Source organism: Microbacterium sp. WHRI 7836 (assembly GCF_040223885.2).
GTDB classification, from domain to species: Bacteria; Actinomycetota; Actinomycetes; order Actinomycetales; family Microbacteriaceae; genus Microbacterium; species Microbacterium oxydans.
In genome coordinates, this window is sequence record NZ_CP168171.1 from 3,703,704 (window position 1) to 3,719,435 (window position 15,732).

A 15,732-nucleotide genomic window follows, 5' to 3' on the forward strand; every position below is an offset into this window, starting at 1 on the left:
CGGCGGCGGTTCTTCGGTTCGTGGGGTTATTCGGTGACGTTGATGATCATGGTCAGGCCGCCAGCGCCGTCGGTTTCGACGTTGTTGTTGGTGGTGTGGTGGTTGATGTGGCAGTGGATGAGCCACTGGCCGGGCTCGAGCGCGTTCCAGAGCACGTCGTAGCGTTGTCCCGGCCCGACGTTGATCGTGTCGGCCTGGAACTGCTGCGCCGTGGTGAGGGCCGCCCCGTCGCGGGCGACGACGGTGAACGGGCCGCCGTGGATGTGCATCGGGTGGATGTCGTTGGTGTTCGAGCCGATGAACCGCACCCGGAGGGTCTCGCCCACCTTCATGTCGATGGTCTCGGTGGCCGGGTACGCCTTCCCGTTGATGGTGAAGTAGTTCGGCATGCCCCCTTCCATCGGCATCGCCGGATAGGTCAGCCCCTCCCGGGACAGCCACTCCTGCAGCTGGATCGTGTACTCGCGATCGGCAGGCGGCCGCAGGCCAGGGTCGGCGGGGTCGATGATCAGCGCCCCGTACAGGCCGAGGGCCTGCTGCCGGTCGGCGTGATCGTGGGAGTGGTAGAAGAACGTGCCCCACTGCTTCACCGTGTACTCGTACCGGTAGGTGTCGCCGGGTTGGATGGGATCCTGGGTGATCCCGGCGGGCCCGTCCATCTCGTTGGGCACGTCCAGGCCGTGCCAGTGCACGGTCGTGGACTCGTCGAGCTCGTTGGTCACGTCGATGCGGATCCGGTCGCCCTGGGTGACCTGCAGCCGAGGCCCCGGGATCTGCCCGTTGTACGCGTACGCGTCGACGGTGACGCCGGGGAGGATCTCCCAGCGGATCTGCGACACGGTCAGCTCGAACACCCTCACCCCGTCCTCGACGCGGGCAGGTTCCAGCACCTCATCACCGCGGGTGTCCACGTCGTACGCGGCGGTCGCGGCCCGCGGGTCGACGGCGGCCATGTCCCGCATCGCCTCGGCGGGGGTGTCACGGGTCATGATCATCCCGGGCGGCATGATCAGCCCACCGACGTCGTGCGCGCTGAGAGTCATGTTGACGGCGTTCGCGGGGGCGACCATCCCGACCACGAGCGCGATCGCGGAGAACGCGCCGACCACGGTCAGCTGCGGCACGGTCACCGCTCCGGCGCCAGAAGGCTGGTGAGCCTCATGCCCCGACCCCGGCGACGACGCACCGCCCGCCGCCTGGTCGTGGCCGGCGTGCGCCTCCGGCCGCGGGCTGTGCTGCGCGTGCGCGTCATGCTCCTGGGGGTGGGTGGCGGGCTGGGGGCGGACGGTCATCAGACCGTGCTTGAGGCCCTTCTTCACCATCCACACGTTCACGGGGTAAGCGAGCACGAACCCGACCGCGATCCCGAAACTCATCACCGCCCAGAACAGCAACTCGGTGGGCAGCATGGCCCGCATGTCGCGGCCCATCATCAGCAGCGACATCACCGGCGCCATGCCCGCCATCATCAAGTTCATGCTGATGAACTCGGGCAGGAACGAGCGGCGCACGTTCTGCCAGTAGCTGCCGCCCATCATGTTCTTCATGAACAGGGCCTGGAACACGAACAACCCGAACGCGAACCCGGCGGCGTACTCGATGATCAGATCCAGCCACATCGGCAGGCCCAGCGACGCGACGACGACGGCGGCGACGATGATGCCGGTGGCATCGCCCGCGACGCAGTGGATGGTCGAGCCGATGCCCTGCTTCCACAGCGGCCGGGTGAACTCCTCATGCTCTCCCGGCCGTGGCTCCTTGTCCGCGAGCACATACAGCAGCGCCCCGATCGGCCCCAGGTAGAGGGTGACCAGGATGAAGCCCCACTTCATCACCGCCGGCTCCGGGTTGTGACGGAACTGGTCCACCCCGACCCAGATCGTGCTGATCGCGACCAGCACGAACCAGGCGACCAGGAAATAGTCGATCGGTTGAATCAACCTCGCCCGCCTCTCCCTCGCACACGACTCCCCCACACCTTATACCCCCTATAGGTATTCTTTCAATCGGCGCCGCCTCGGGTGCCGACGGGTGCACGTGCCCGGTGGGGCGAACCTGACGCAGCCGAGACGATCGCGGCGGAGTTCAGCGACCCGTGCCGTCCTCAACGGCGCCGCCGAAGAAGTCCGCACCGGCAGACTCGACCCCGACGGCGTCACGGCGATCCTGCTGCCCGCCTTGACCGACACCACGGCACCCCGAGGGCACTGATCCTTCCGCTCAGGAGACGGACGTCGTTCGCCGATAATCGAGAACGACGTGCCGGTGGACGCGATGTGGCTGCTCTGTCGGCGAAGGCGTGGAAGGCCTGCGGCCGGGCGAGATCCGGGAGACGCAAAGGTCGGATTGGTACAGTGAGGGACTATGCCCCGCGACCCCCGATCCCGGCCCGACCGGGTCATCGCGGCGGGGTGGTGGTCGGGGCGGCTGCTGACCATCCTGGGCCTGGCACTTGTGCTCATCATCGGCGGCTGGACCACCTCCCACACCACGGCTGACGCGCACGCCGACACCAGTGCGGGCTCCCCCGTCGCGACCGGCTCTACCCCAGACTCGGGGGCACCGGTGGAGGGCCGGACGGCGTCGCCCTCTGCGGGGGTGTCCGTCGATGCGTCCGGGGCGTGGGGGTGCCTGATCGGGGTGGTGTGCACGCTGCTGGTACTGGCGGCCGTGACGGCTTCCCGGCTCCAGGGCCGGCTGCGGATACTGCGGGTATCCCGTCCGGTGCGCGCGCCGCTGCTGGTGCCGGTGCCCGTGTCGCGGCGTCCGGCCGCGCCCTCACTGCTGCTGTTGTCGATTTCCCGAACCTGAGATCCGGCATGCCGCCCACCCATGGGCGGCGTCTTCCCGCCCGCCCGTGTGCGGGCGCTGTGTGATGCCGATTTCTAGGTTTGGAGAATGTCTTGACGACCCGTATCACGGCGGCCCCCTTCGCCGGTCCGGTGCCGACGGCTGCGGCCGGTCACCGCCGCCCACCCGGCCCCGCTCGGCCCCGTCCGGCCCCGTCCCGCCGCGGCGCCGGCGCGATCATCCTCCGTCCGTTCCCGCCCCGGCCCTCTTCTGCGGGGAGGGGGTGGTGATGCGGTCGGGGTTGACGCATCGGCGGGCGATCATCGTCGGGGCCGGGCAGGCCGGGCTCGCGGTGGCCGCCGCGCTGATCGGGTTGGGGTTCCGGCCGCAGCAGGAGTTCGTGGTCGTCGACGCCGCCACGGACCGGCAACGCAGTTGGGCGTCCCGGTGGCATTCGATGCGGCTGCTATCCGACGCCCGCCACAGCACGCTGCCAGTCCGGCCTCTACCGGTGGACCCGCACGAGCACCCGCGGGCGGATGAGATCGCGAACTACCTGGACCAGGTGCAGCACACCCTGGGGGTGGACCCGTTCTGGGGGTTGCGTGTGGTCGGGGTGGAACGCGTCGGTCACGGGTCGGTGCTGCAGCTGCAGACCGCAGAGGGCGACGTGCAGACCCGCAACGTGGTGTGCGCGACCGGCGCCGCCACCCACCCCCGCATCCCTGCGTGGGCGCAGCAGCTGCGGGTGCCCGGGGTGGTGCTGCACAGCGCCCACTACCAATTCCCCCGGCAGGTGCCCACCGGGCGGGTGCTGATCGTCGGCGGCGGAAACAGCGGCGTGCAGCTGGCGCGAGAGCTATCCACCTCCCACGAGGTCACCCTCGCGGTCCGCACCCGGCGCCCGCACCGACCCGCCCGTACCTTCCCCGTCCACGCCCGGGCAGGCTCGTCCTGGCTGGGTCACCCACCCGCCGTGCAGCCGGTGTTCGGCGACAGCTACCATGCGCTGCGTCACGCGGGTGTGGCGGTCGCCCCGGCGGTGACCGGCGCGGACGGCGGGCAGGTCACGTTCGCCGATGGCAGCACCCTCGCCCCGGACTCGGTAATCCTCGCCACCGGGTACGACCCCGGCGAGGACTGGCTCCCCGCCGAGGCGACCGCAGCCCGGTCCCGCCCGGCGATGACCGGGCTGCCGGGCTTGTTCGTCGCCGGGATCCCCGCCCACAGCCGCCCCGGAGCGGACACCCTCGCCGGGGTGTCCCGGGACGCCGCCGTAATCGCCCGCACCATCGCGGACCGGCCATGACCGCCACCCCGACGACCCTCCAGGACCCGCACGGACGCCCCCAACCCACCCCGCCGAACCGCCGCGCCCGGGCGGTGATGCCATTGGCGATGGCGTTGCCGGTCGCGGCAGCCGCGGCGGTGCTGATGGATCTCGCCTACCCGGAGGTGGGATTCTGGCCGGCCGCGTTCGCCGCGACCGGGCTGCTGCTTCTCGCCCTGATCGGCCGGAGCGTGTGGGGGGCGGTGGCGGTCGGGGCGGTGTTCGGGTTGCTGTTCTTCGGGCTGCTGGTGTCCTGGACGACCCGGTATCTCGGGCCGGTGCCGTGGGCGGCACTGACCGTGGTGGAAGGGACCCTGACCGCGGTCGGGATCATCCCGCTGGCACTCGCCTACCGGTGGGTGCCGCGCGCCGCCCCCGGCCCGGTCGGACGCCTGCTCCTGCTGCCGGGCCTGGTGGCCGCGTTGTGGACGGGCCGGGAGGTGCTGCTGGGCGCCTGGCCGTACGGGGGGCTGCCGTGGGCGCGGCTCGGGATCACCCAAGCCGACAGCCCCCTCGTTCAGACGGTGTCCTGGGTCGGGGTGAGCGGGCTCACCTTCCTGATGGTCTTCACCGTCGCCGCCGCGATCGAAGCCATCCGGACCGGCCGGTGGCGTCGCCCGTTCCCCGCCGCCGTACCCGCCGTCACCACCCTGATGCTGGTCCTGGTCCCGGCGTTTCCCACCACACCGGCCGGGACGATGCGGGTCGGGGCGGTGCAAGGCAACGGCCCGTCCGGGTACTTCGACCAGCGCACCGTGGGGGCGATCGCCCGGGCGCAGGGGGACGCGACCGGCCCGGTGCTCGACGCGGATGTGGATCTGGTGGTGTGGCCGGAAGGGCTGGATGCTGACCCGTTCCAGACCCCGTGGCTGGCCGAGTATCTCACCGGCATCAGCACCCGGGCAGGTGCCCCGCTGCTGGCGAACGCGGCCACCACGGCGGGCGGCAACATCTACAACACGTCGTTCCTGTGGGACCCGGCCACCACCGGTGCCACGCCGCAGCGGGAGCAGGTGCAGACGCACGCGAAACGCCACCCGGTGCCGTTCGGCGAGTACGTGCCCGACCGGGCGTTCTACACCCTGCTCGCCCCCGACCTGGTCGGGCTGCTGCAACGCGACTACGCGCACGGCACGGACGTGCCGCTGGTCACCGTCGGCGGTGTGCCGGTGGGGTTGGCGATCTGCTTCGACGTGATCTACGACGAGGTCATCGCCGAGAGCATCACCGCCGGTGCGGAGCTGCTGGTGTTCCAGACCAACAACGCCGACTTCCGCGGCACGGACGAGAACCTGCAGCAGCTCGCGGTCGCCAGAATCCGCGCGGTGGAGACCGGCCGTACCGTGGTGAACGTCTCCACCGTCGGCACCAGCCAGATCATCCGCCCCGACGGCAGCACCCTCACCGGTCTGCCCGCCGGACAGGCCGGGGCGCTGATCGCCGACACCGACCTGCGCACCGGCATCACCCCCGCCGTCCTCATCGGGCAAGGCGTCTCCGCTGTCACCTTGTGGGGTGGACTGGGTGGTCTCGCCCTCACCGGCGCGATCGCCTGGCGGCGGCGCACCCCTGCTGTGGCCTGACTAGGCATGCCCGCCAGACAACCCGGGGTTATCCTGCGGGTGGGAGGACGAGGCGGCGGATCTCCGCAGCGATCAGATCTGGTTCTGTGGCGGGGATGTAGTGGCCGGAGCGGGCAGCGACCACGTGCCGGCCCTGCCGGGACTGTGCGGCCCGATACCGCCCGGCGGCGGTCGCGGCATCCCGGACCCGTCGCGGCATCCCGTCCGCGAGACTGCCGGAGATGACGGTGACCGGGACATCGGGCAGCGCCGGCGGGTCGCCCTGCCAGGCGTGCAGCTCGGTGAGGAAGGTGCGCGCTTGCCGACCCTGGGTGACCACCACCGCGGGCCGGAACGCCTCCCGGTGAAGATCGGCCCGCACATCCTCGGGCATCCCCTCCCCGAGGAACCGGAAGAACCGCTCCAGCATCCCCACCCGGGCCAGCACCCACTCCACGGCGATCACGATCTTCTCCCCGACCCGGAACCGCATACCGAACAGGAGGTCCGCTGCCTCATCGGTCGGATCCACCAGCACCAGCCCGGCCACCCGGTCCGGGCGGCGGGACGCGGCCAGCCGCACCACCGGGCCGCCCGCGGAATGCCCCACCTGCACGAACCCGCTGCTCGGCTCGAGGCCGTCCAGCAGATCGTTCAGGTCGTCGGCCATCCGGTCCAGGGTGCGCCCTGTGCACTATCCGGGACGGACCGACCCAGCCCCGCCCGGTCATACACCACGGCCCGCGTGAACGCGGCGACCCGGGTCTGCACCGACGCCCAGGTGGAGCGGGTCGCCGCCGATCCCGCCTCGAACACCACCGTCGGCACCCGGGGCCCCGGCGGGGCCCGGCAGCACCATCGCATAGGGTGCGCGCCCGCCACGGGTGCGCACCCACACCGGCTCCCCCTGCGTGTGCACACGCTCCCCCGCCATGACCCGCCCTACCGGTCCGTGCCCTGGCGGGAGGCGCCGGTCGCGGCGCGGTGGGCCTTCTCCCGCAGGGCCAGCAGGGCGAGGGTGTCGTCCTTGATCTGGGTGCGGCCGAGGATGCCCCAGTGCGCGCTCAGGTGGTCTTCGAGATAGCGCAGCACCCGGGCGAACGGGACGGTGTGCCACGGCGCCCCCGCCCCGGGCGGGGAGGTGGGGTTGCCGAACACGACCGTGCGGATCGTGCGCCCTTCCGGCGCCACCGTCCGTCCCGTTCCCAGCAGTTCGGCGACCAGCCGGGCGGCATCGGTCGGGGCGCAGCACCCGAACCGGGTGAACGCGGCTTCCAGCACGGCCGGGTCCCGCATCGCCGGGTTGGGGTGCGGGCGGCCTTCCTTGACCTCGCCGACGATCATGTCCGCTCCGCCCCCGGCACCCAGGGCCGGGTCCAGCGGTGCGTCGACGGTCCCGGACGCTCCCGGTGCGCGGTGCAGCCGTACGGCGAGGATGTCCAGGTCGGTGATGGTGCGGGGACCGCCGGGACCGGTGGCGTCCAGCACGGGGTATTCGGCGACGGTGAAGTAGCCGTTGACCCGCAGGTACGCCTGCACCAGCGCGACCGCCGTGTCCACCCTCTATCTCCGACCGGGTTATCTGGCCGGTCAGGCGGCGTGCGCGTAGCGGGCCGGGTCGGCGTCGAACAGCGGCCCGCACTCGGCGCAGCAGAACCAGTACCGGCTGCCCTGGTAGTCGCGGAACAGGCCGCGCTGCTCGGCCCAGGCCGGGTCGACCTGGTTGCCGGGCATCACCGGACAGGTCACCAGGTTCGTCGCCCCCGCCGGCGGCTCGTGATGGTGATGCTCGTGCGCACCATGCTCGTGTCCTCCATGGTCGTGCCCGTGCGTGTGGTCGTGCCCGGAGTGGTCGTGGTCGTGGGACATGGTGTGTCTCCTTCTCGAGCGATGGTTAGGCCTGGACGGGCGCGGGCTCTCGGGTGGCGGGGGCGCCGGCACGGGTCGGGGTGGGCAGGGGGCGGAAGCGGCGCAGGCGGAGGCTGTTGGTGACGACGAACACGCTGCTGAACGCCATTGCCGCGGCGGCGAGGATGGGGTTGAGCAGGGCGAGCATCGCGACCGGGATCGCGGCGACGTTGTACGCGAACGCCCAGAACAGGTTCCCCTTGATCGTGCCCAGGGTGCGGCGGGCCAGCCGGATCGCGTCCGGGACCAGCATCAGGTCGCCGGAGACGATGGTCAGGTCCGCGGCGGTGATGGCCGCGTCGGTGCCGGTGCCCATCGCGATCCCGAGGTCGGCGGCGGCGAGGGCTGCGGCGTCGTTGACGCCGTCGCCGACCATCGCGACCACCCGGCCCGCGGCCTGCAGGTCGCGGATGGTGTCGAGCTTGCCCTGCGGGGTGACCCCGGCGCGGACGTCCTCGATCCCGGCCTGGTTGGCGATCGCGCGGGCGGCGCCGGGGTTGTCGCCGGTGAGCAGGATCGGGGTCAACCCGAGCTCCCGGAGCCGTGCGACCGCCTCACGGCTGGTGGGTTTGATGGTGTCGGCGACGCTGATCGCCCCGCGCACCTGCCCGTCCCACGCCACCACCGTCACCGTCGCCCCCGCCGCCTCGTCCGCCGCGATGGTCGCGGCGAGGCCTGAGGGGATGGGGAGCGCCCATTGGGTGGTGATCCAGGAGGCGCGGCCGGCGGCGACCAGGCGGCCGTCGACGATGCCCTGCACGCCTTGACCGGCCTCGGCGGCGAATGACTCCACGGCATCCGTCGGGCCGTCGGCTGCGGCGGTGATGGCGCGGCCGATGGGGTGCTCGGAGCCGTGCTCGAGCGCCGCGGCGAACCGGATCAGCTCCGCCTCATCGGTGCCGGGAGCGGGGTGGATGCCGGTGACGGTCATGGTGCCGGCGGTGATGGTGCCGGTCTTGTCGAGCACGACGGTGTCGATGCGGCGGGTCTGCTCGAGCACCTGGGGTCCGCGGATGAGGATGCCCAGCTGGGCGCCGCGGCCGGTGCCGACCAGCAGAGCGGTCGGCGTCGCCAGCCCCAGCGCGCACGGGCAGGCGATGATCAGGGTGGTCACCGCGGCGGTGAAGGCGACCTCCAAGGGCGCCCCCGCGATCAGCCACCCGGCGAACGCGGCCAGGGCGAGGACGATGACGATGGGGACGAAGACGGCCGACACCCGGTCGGCGAGGCGCTGCACCTGGGCCTTGCCGGTCTGCGCCTCCTCGACCAGCCGCGCCATCCGGGCCAGCTCGGTGTCGGCGCCGACGCGGGTGATCTGCACGAGCAGGCGCCCGCCGGTGTTCACAGTCGCGCCGACCACGCGGGAGCCGGGGGCGACTTCGACCGGCACGGACTCGCCGGTCAGCATCGACTCGTCCACCGCGGACATTCCCTCGGTGACGAGGCCGTCGGCGGGGATCTTCTCACCCGGCCGCACCACCACGACATCACCCGGAACGAGCTGTGCGACGGGGACGCGCTGCTCAGTGCCTTCGCGGAGGATCACTGCGTCCTTGGCGCCGAGCTCCAGCAGGGCGCGCAGGGCCTCGCCGGACTGCCGCTTGGCACGAACCTCGAGGTAGCGGCCGAGGAGGATGAACACGGTCACCAGCGCGGCGACCTCCAGGTACACCTCGTGGCCACCGGCCTGCGGGGTGCCGACGAAGGTGACGCTCATCCGCATTCCCGGCATCCCCGCACCGCCGAAGAACAGCGCGTACAGCGACCAGCCGAACGCGGCCAGCACCCCGACGCTGATCAGAGTGTCCATCGTCGCCGCCCCGTGCCGGGCATTGATCGCCGCGGCGCGGTGGAACGGCCACGCCCCCCACACCACCACCGGCGCGGCCAGGGTGAGCGTGAGCCACTGCCAGTAGGTGAACTGCAGGGCGGGGATCATCGACAGCACCGCGACCGGCACCGCCAGCACCGCCGAGACGATCAGCCGCTGCCGCAGCGACGCCAGCTCATCGTCCCGCGGGATGGTCTGCTCAGCCGTGTCGGGCACAGGCGGGGCTGGGAGGCTCGCTCCGTACCCCGCCTGCTCGACCGCCGCGATCAGCTCCTCCACCGGCACCGGGGCCTCCGAGTGCACGCGGGCCTTCTCGGTGGCGAAGTTGACCGTCGCCTCCACTCCGGGCAGCTTGTTCAGCTTCCGCTCGACCCGCGTCGCGCACGACGCGCAGGTCATCCCGGTGATGTCGAGATCGACGTCCAGCGTGCTCATGAGGCTGCGGCGAGGCTGTACCCGGCCTCCTCCACCGCCGCCCGCACCCGCTCCGCATCCACCGGCGTCGCGCTGGACACCGTCACCGTGGACACGCCACCGGCGTGCAGATCGACCGCGACGTCGGAGACACCGTCGATCGCGGAGACCTCCTCGGTGACGCTACGCACGCAGTGCGCGCAGGTCATCCCCTCCACCAGGAACTGCGCCGACACGGTCTCGCCCGCCGCCGTCTGCTGCGCCGGCGCGCCGGTGTCGGTGGCTGCCGTGGCGTGGGAGGTGGGGCTGCAACAGGCGCAGCCACCGCCGGTGCTGGTCGCCTGCAGGCCGAGGTCCTGGAATCCCTGTCCGGTCATGATGTGCTCCCTTCAAGAGCGTTGAACGATGTGAGTGGGGACGACGTTAGGAGCGCACGAGGCGCGCGATCGCGGCGTTCGCCTCGCGGAGCTTCTCCTCCGCGAGCGGGCCGCCTTCGGCGGTCGCCTGCGCGACGCAATGCGCGAGGTGGTCTTCCAGCAGCGACAGCGCGACGGACTCCAGCGCCTTCGTCGCCGCCGACACCTGGGTCAGCACGTCGATGCAGTACACGTCCTCGTCGATCATCCGCGCGATCCCGCGCACCTGACCCTCCGCGCGGCTCAGCCGCGCCAGCAGCGCCGGCTTGTTGTCCACATACCCGTGTGCCATCTCGCACCTCCACCCACAATCTACCATACCCTGTAGGGGTACAGGGTGTAGGGTGAGGTCATGACCGGCATCCAGGAGCCGCGGCCCGCACAGACCACCCGTTGGCACGTCGTGACGGGCGGTCCCAGCTCGGGCAAGACCACCACGGTCAACCTGCTGCGGGGCCGCGGGTACACGACCACAATCGAGCACGCCCGCCACTACATCGACCTGCAACGGATCACCGGGCGCAGCACCGCGGAGGTGCGGGCACGGCAGAGCGAGTTCCAGCGCGCCGTCGTCGACATGCAGATCGAGCAGGAACGCTCCCTCGACCCGCAACAGACCGTGTTCCTGGACCGTGCTCCGCCGGACTCGCTCGCCTACTACCGCTTCCTCGGCCTCGCCCCCGGCACCGCCCTGCTGGGCGCGCTGGCCGGCGCCCGGTACGCGACGGTGTTCCTGCTTGACCTGCTCCCGCTGGCGTCCGACTACGCGCGCACCGAGGACCCCGCCGCGCAGCGGCGCATCCACGACCTGCTCGGGCTGGTGTACCAGGAGCTGGGCTTTCCCGTCGTCACCGTCCCCGCACTCGCCCCCGACGCGCGCGTCGACTTCATCCTCGAACGAGCATCGGCCGGCACTCCAGCCGAGAGGGGCGTGAGCTGATGGGCGCGGGGAGTAGCCGGTACCGGCAGATCGGGGCCGTGCTGCGCCGGCACGGACTCGGCGTCCTGGCCGGCGTGCTGGGCCTGGGCGGCTTGGTGCCGTTCCACCGCGGCGCCCTCGGACACGCCCGGCAGGAGGACCCCTACACGAACCCCGAGCATGTGCGGGTCGCGTTGGAGGAGCTCGGGCCGACGTTCGTGAAACTGGGCCAGATCCTCTCCACCCGGCACGATCTGCTCCCCGCGGCATGGGTCGCCGAGTTCGCCAAACTGCAGGACGACGTCGCCGCGGCACGGTGGGAGGGCATTCGGGACGTGCTCCGTGAAGAGCTCGGCGCCGACCCAGAGCACGTGTTCGCCCAGTTCGACCCGGTGCCGCTGGCGGCGGCGTCCATCGGGCAGGCGTACGCGGCAACTCTTCACGACGGCACCGAGGTCGTCGTGAAGGTGCGCCGGCCCGGCGTGGTCGCGCAGGTGCATGAAGACCTGGACATTCTCCGCAACCTCGCCGACCGCGCCGACCGGCGCTGGGATGCCATCCGGCAGTACGACCTGCCCGGGCTGGTGGAGGAGTTCTCCCGCACGCTGCGTGCCGAGCTGGACTACCTGCAGGAGGCCCGCAACGCCGAACGGTTCGCGCAGGAGTTCGCCCACGCGGCGCGGGTGCGGATTCCCCGCGTGCACGGGGAGACCACGACCTCGCGCGTGCTGACCCTGGAGCGGATGAGCGGGGTGCGGATCGACGACCTGGAGGGCCTGGACGCCGCCGGCATCGACCGGGTCGCACTCGCGCGGCTGGGTGCCGACATCGTGCTCACGATGGTGTTCGACAACCGGTTCTTCCATGCCGACCCCCATCCCGGGAACATGTTCGTGCAGCCCGACGGCGCGCTCGCGCTGATCGACTTCGGGATGGTCGGGGAGCTCACCGAACAGACCACGGACGGCCTCGCCGGCATCGTGCTCGCCTTCACCCGCGACGACCCGGACACCCTCACCACCGCCCTGATAGAACTCTCCCGGACCGCCGACGTCGTCGACCGGGCAGGGCTGCGGCAGGCGATCACCGCGTTCACGGCCCGCTACCGGGGCCGTTCGCTGTCGGAGATCACCCTCGCAATCATGCTCCAGCAGCTGCTCGGCATCCTGCAGCAGCACCAGCTGCACCTTCCGCAGGAGACGGCGCTGCTGTTCAAAGTGCTGATGATGGCCGAAGGGACCGCGGCGCGGCTGGATCCGGACTTCCAGATGCTCGACGCCCTGCAGCCCTACGCTGAGCAGCTCACCCGCGCCCAGCTGTCCCTGCCGGCTCTGGCCCGGCGATGGGCGCGCGCGGGAGCCGACACCGGGGCACTGCTCACCGAGCTGCCCGCCACCCTGAGCCGGCTCCGGCATCTCCTCGAAGACGGCGGGTTCGAGGTGCACCTGCGCGCGACGGAGCTGGAACCTCTCGTCGGGCGCGCCGAACGCGTCGGCAACCGTGTCGTCGCGGGAATGATCGCCGCCGCGCTGATCAGCGGGATCGGCACCCTCGTCGGCGGGAACACGAAATGGCGCTCCCGGGAAGGCGTCCTGATCGGCGCCGGGACCGGCACGATCGGCGCCCTCGGCAGCTATCTGCTGTGGACGCTGCGGCGCCGCCGACCCCGCCCCTGACCCGCGCACGGCTCAAGAACACCACGAAAGGAGACGAAGATGGACAGGATCAGAGTCGGCGTCAACGGGTACGGAGTGATCGGCAAGAGGGTCGCCGACGCCGTCCACGCCCAACCCGACATGCACCTGGTGGGCGTCGCGGACATCGTCACCGACTGGCGAATACAATCCGCCGTCCCGCGGCTGCCCGTATTCGCCGCCACCCCCGACGCGCACAGCGGCATGGTGGACACCGGCATCCGCCCCGAGGGAACCCTCGACGATCTCCTCGCGCAGAGCGACGTGATCGTCGATACGACCCCCAAGCACGTCGCCGCCGGAAACCTGCCCCGCTACCAGGCGGCGGGAGTAAAGGTGATCGTGCAGGGCGGGGAAGCGCACTCGACCACCGGGCACTCCTTCGTCGCCCAGGCCAACTACGCCACCGCGCTCGGTCGGGACCTGACCCGGGTGGTGTCCTGCAACACCACCAGCATCGTCCGCGTCCTCGGCGCGCTCGAAAACGCCGGGCTGCTGCTGCGCGCCCGCGGGGTTACTGGTAGGGCCGAATGTCGCAGGGTGCACTATTCATCCTGGGATTAGTTCAGTCAACACTGTATGATCAGTGCATGCTGACCATTGCTCCACGTCTCGACGTCATGAACCGGCTCGGCCGGGCCATGGCGGACCCGACGCGCTCCCGGATACTGATGACCCTGCTCGACGGCCCCAGCTACCCGGCGGTGCTCTCGCGTGAGCTGGAGCTGACCCGCTCGAACGTCTCGAACCACCTGACCTGCCTGCGCGACTGCGGCATCGTGGTCGCCGAGCCGGAAGGGCGGCAGACGCGCTACGAGATCGCGGACCCGCACCTCGCGGCGGCGCTGACCGCGCTGGTGGACGTGACGCTCGCGGTGGACGAGCACGCGCCCTGCATGGACGCTTCGTGCACGGTGCCGGGCTGCTGCGGGACGGGAGCGGGCGCGTGAGCGCGGCGTGCGGCTGCGAGCACGACGAGCCTGAGACCGCAGTCGGCGAAGAGGCCGAGGAGGCGGAGCGCCCCTGGTGGCGGGACCGCGGGATCATGGTCCCGGTCTTCTCCGGTGTGGCGTTCCTCACCGGTCTGGCGCTGGAGTGGTCCGGGATGGAGATCCCTGCGCTGGTGCTGTTCTGGATCGGCCTGCTGCTGGGCGCGTCGACGTTCACGCCGGGCGCGATCCGGAACCTCTTCAAGGGCAAGCTCGGCATCGGGCTGCTGATGACCATCAGCGCGGTCGGCGCGGTGATCCTCGGCTACGTCGAGGAGGCCGCAGCGCTGGCATTCCTGTACTCGATCGCCGAGGCGCTGGAGGACAAGGCGATGGACCGTGCCCGCGGCGGGCTGCGGGCACTGCTCAAGCTCGTCCCGGAGACCGCCACCATCCGCCGCGACGGCGTCTCGGTCGAGGTCGCCGCGAAGGATCTGGCTGTCGGGCAGCTGATGTTGGTGCGGCCGGGTGAGCGGATCGCGACCGACGGCGTCGTCCGCACGGGACGTTCCAGCCTGGACACGTCCGCGATCACCGGGGAGTCGATCCCGGTCGAGGTCGAACCCGGCGATGCCGTCTCCGCCGGCGCAATCAACACCGCCGGGGCACTGGAGGTCGAAACGACCGCGGCAGGCACCGACAACTCACTGACCACGATCGTCGACCTCGTGGAGAAGGCTCAGGCGGAGAAGGGCGACCGCGCCCGCCTCGCCGACCGCATCGCCCGCCCTCTCGTCCCGGGCGTGCTGATCCTCGCCGCCCTGGTCGCGATCATCGGCTCGCTGCTCGGCGACCCGGAGCTGTGGATCACCCGCGCCCTGGTCGTGCTGGTCGCGGCATCGCCCTGCGCACTGGCGATCTCCGTGCCGCTGACCGTGGTCGCGGCGATCGGCTCGGCGAGCAAGTTCGGCGTGATCATCAAGTCCGGTGCCGCGTTCGAGCGGTTCGGCGTGATCCGCCACGTCGCCGTCGACAAGACCGGCACCCTCACCCGCAACGAGCCCGCCGTCACCGCCGTCCTCACCGTGGACGGTGTGAGCGAGGCGGAGGCGCTGGCGTGGGCGGCCGCTCTGGAGCAGCACAGCACCCACCCCCTCGCCGCCGCGATCACCGCCGCAGCGCCGGATGCCCCTGCGGCGGAGGGCGTGACCGAGCAGGCCGGGCACGGCATCGAGGGCGAGCTCGCCGGCGCGCGGATCACCGTCGGCAGCCCGCGCTGGCTCGACGCCGGGACCCTCGGCGACCGGGTCGCGGGGCTGGAGGAGCAGGGCATGACAGTCGTGATCGTCCACCGCGGCGGCGTCCCGGTCGCCGCGATCGGCGTCCGCGACGAGCTGCGCCCCGAGGTCCCTGAAGTGGTCCGCACCCTCGCGACCCAGGGCATCGGGGTGACCATGCTCACCGGCGACAACGCCCGCACCGCCCGCGCCCTCGCTGCGCATGCAGGGATCGATGACGTCCGCGCCGAGCTGCGCCCCGAAGACAAGGCCGCCGCGATCGCAGAGCTCGGTGCGAAGGGGCCGGTCGCGATGATCGGCGACGGCATCAACGACGCCCCTGCGCTGGCCGCCGCGGACATCGGGATCGCGATGGGCGCGACGGGCTCCGACGCCGCGATCGAGTCGGCCGACGTGGCCTTCACCGGTCACGATCTGCGGCTTCTCCCGCGCGCGTTCGCCCATGCCCGTCGGGGGCGGCACATCATCAACCAGAACATCATCCTGTCGCTGCTGATCATCACCGCCCTGCTCCCGCTCGCCCTCTTTGGCGTCCTGGGGCTTGCGGCAGTGGTGCTGGTGCACGAGATCGCCGAGGTGATCGTGATCCTCAACGGCCTGCGCGTCGCGTCGACGCGGAAGGCAAGCACGTGACCGCGCAG

The 15,732-nt window shown here is 71.4% G+C and carries 14 protein-coding genes and 1 pseudogene; 8 read left to right on the forward strand and 7 right to left on the reverse strand.

Annotated elements, in window-relative coordinates:
• Positions 1–26: 26 nt before the first annotated feature.
• Complete coding sequence (locus ABRP18_RS17830) at positions 27–1,940, reverse strand: DUF4396 domain-containing protein (protein WP_349885165.1); 1,914 nt, start codon at positions 1,938–1,940, stop codon at positions 27–29.
• A 424-nt stretch (positions 1,941–2,364) separates the two neighbouring features.
• On the opposite strand from ABRP18_RS17830, the gene ABRP18_RS17835 reads away from it, so the two are divergent.
• From ABRP18_RS17835 to lnt, 3 genes are all read left to right on the forward strand, one after another.
• Positions 2,365–2,811, forward strand: coding sequence for a hypothetical protein (locus ABRP18_RS17835; RefSeq protein WP_349885166.1), 447 nt, complete (start codon positions 2,365–2,367; stop codon positions 2,809–2,811).
• A 268-nt stretch (positions 2,812–3,079) separates the two neighbouring features.
• Positions 3,080–4,099, forward strand: a complete 1,020-nt coding sequence (locus ABRP18_RS17840; RefSeq protein WP_349885167.1) for an NAD(P)-binding domain-containing protein — start codon at positions 3,080–3,082, stop codon at positions 4,097–4,099.
• Positions 4,096–5,703 carry an apolipoprotein N-acyltransferase gene (gene lnt, locus ABRP18_RS17845; protein WP_157532490.1) on the forward strand — a complete coding sequence of 536 codons (1,608 nt, stop codon included), beginning with the start codon at positions 4,096–4,098 and terminating at the stop codon, positions 5,701–5,703. The genes ABRP18_RS17840 and lnt overlap by 4 nt, the downstream gene beginning before the upstream one ends.
• A gap of 28 nt (positions 5,704–5,731) precedes the next feature.
• Here lnt and ABRP18_RS17850 read toward each other — a convergent pair whose 3' ends face one another.
• The 6 genes from ABRP18_RS17850 to ABRP18_RS17875 all read right to left on the reverse strand — a co-directional run bounded on the left by ABRP18_RS17850 (position 5,732) and on the right by ABRP18_RS17875 (position 10,543).
• Positions 5,732–6,352 (reverse strand): alpha/beta hydrolase, encoded by a 621-nt coding sequence (locus ABRP18_RS17850; RefSeq protein ID WP_349885168.1) that lies wholly within the window; start codon positions 6,350–6,352, stop codon positions 5,732–5,734.
• Between the two features lie 272 nt (positions 6,353–6,624).
• Positions 6,625–7,242, reverse strand: coding sequence for a hypothetical protein (locus ABRP18_RS17855; RefSeq protein WP_067165095.1), 618 nt, complete (start codon positions 7,240–7,242; stop codon positions 6,625–6,627).
• A 30-nt stretch (positions 7,243–7,272) separates the two neighbouring features.
• Entirely contained in the window at positions 7,273–7,551 is a 279-nt protein-coding gene (locus ABRP18_RS17860) for a YHS domain-containing protein (RefSeq protein ID WP_005049577.1), read from the reverse strand.
• Between the two features lie 25 nt (positions 7,552–7,576).
• On the reverse strand, positions 7,577–9,856 hold the full coding sequence (locus tag ABRP18_RS17865; RefSeq protein WP_067165091.1) for a cation-translocating P-type ATPase: 2,280 nt from the start codon (positions 9,854–9,856) through the stop codon (positions 7,577–7,579).
• Positions 9,853–10,212: a heavy-metal-associated domain-containing protein gene (locus tag ABRP18_RS17870; protein ID WP_051498747.1), complete on the reverse strand. Its 360-nt coding sequence runs from the start codon at positions 10,210–10,212 to the stop codon at positions 9,853–9,855. The genes ABRP18_RS17865 and ABRP18_RS17870 overlap by 4 nt, the downstream gene beginning before the upstream one ends.
• A 46-nt stretch (positions 10,213–10,258) precedes the next feature.
• Entirely contained in the window at positions 10,259–10,543 is a 285-nt protein-coding gene (locus tag ABRP18_RS17875) for a metal-sensitive transcriptional regulator (protein ID WP_005049572.1), read from the reverse strand.
• A gap of 60 nt (positions 10,544–10,603) precedes the next feature.
• Here ABRP18_RS17875 and ABRP18_RS17880 point away from each other — a divergent pair, with 60 nt between their 5' ends.
• The 5 genes and pseudogenes from ABRP18_RS17880 (at position 10,604) to ABRP18_RS17900 (ending at position 15,724) form a co-directional block, all read left to right on the forward strand.
• Complete coding sequence (locus tag ABRP18_RS17880) at positions 10,604–11,191, forward strand: ATP-binding protein (RefSeq protein WP_349885169.1); 588 nt, start codon at positions 10,604–10,606, stop codon at positions 11,189–11,191.
• A complete protein-coding gene (locus ABRP18_RS17885; RefSeq protein WP_349885170.1) occupies positions 11,191–12,846 on the forward strand; it encodes an AarF/ABC1/UbiB kinase family protein in 1,656 nt (551 codons plus the stop codon). The genes ABRP18_RS17880 and ABRP18_RS17885 overlap by 1 nt, the downstream gene beginning before the upstream one ends.
• Before the next feature lie 39 nt (positions 12,847–12,885).
• Positions 12,886–13,377, forward strand: a pseudogene (locus ABRP18_RS17890) (type II glyceraldehyde-3-phosphate dehydrogenase); the annotation flags it as partial.
• A gap of 77 nt (positions 13,378–13,454) precedes the next feature.
• Entirely contained in the window at positions 13,455–13,814 is a 360-nt protein-coding gene (locus ABRP18_RS17895) for a helix-turn-helix transcriptional regulator (protein WP_060960787.1), read from the forward strand.
• Positions 13,811–15,724 (forward strand): cation-translocating P-type ATPase, encoded by a 1,914-nt coding sequence (locus ABRP18_RS17900; RefSeq protein ID WP_349885171.1) that lies wholly within the window; start codon positions 13,811–13,813, stop codon positions 15,722–15,724. Before ABRP18_RS17895 ends, ABRP18_RS17900 begins: the two co-directional genes overlap by 4 nt.
• The last annotated feature ends 8 nt before the right edge of the window (positions 15,725–15,732 follow it).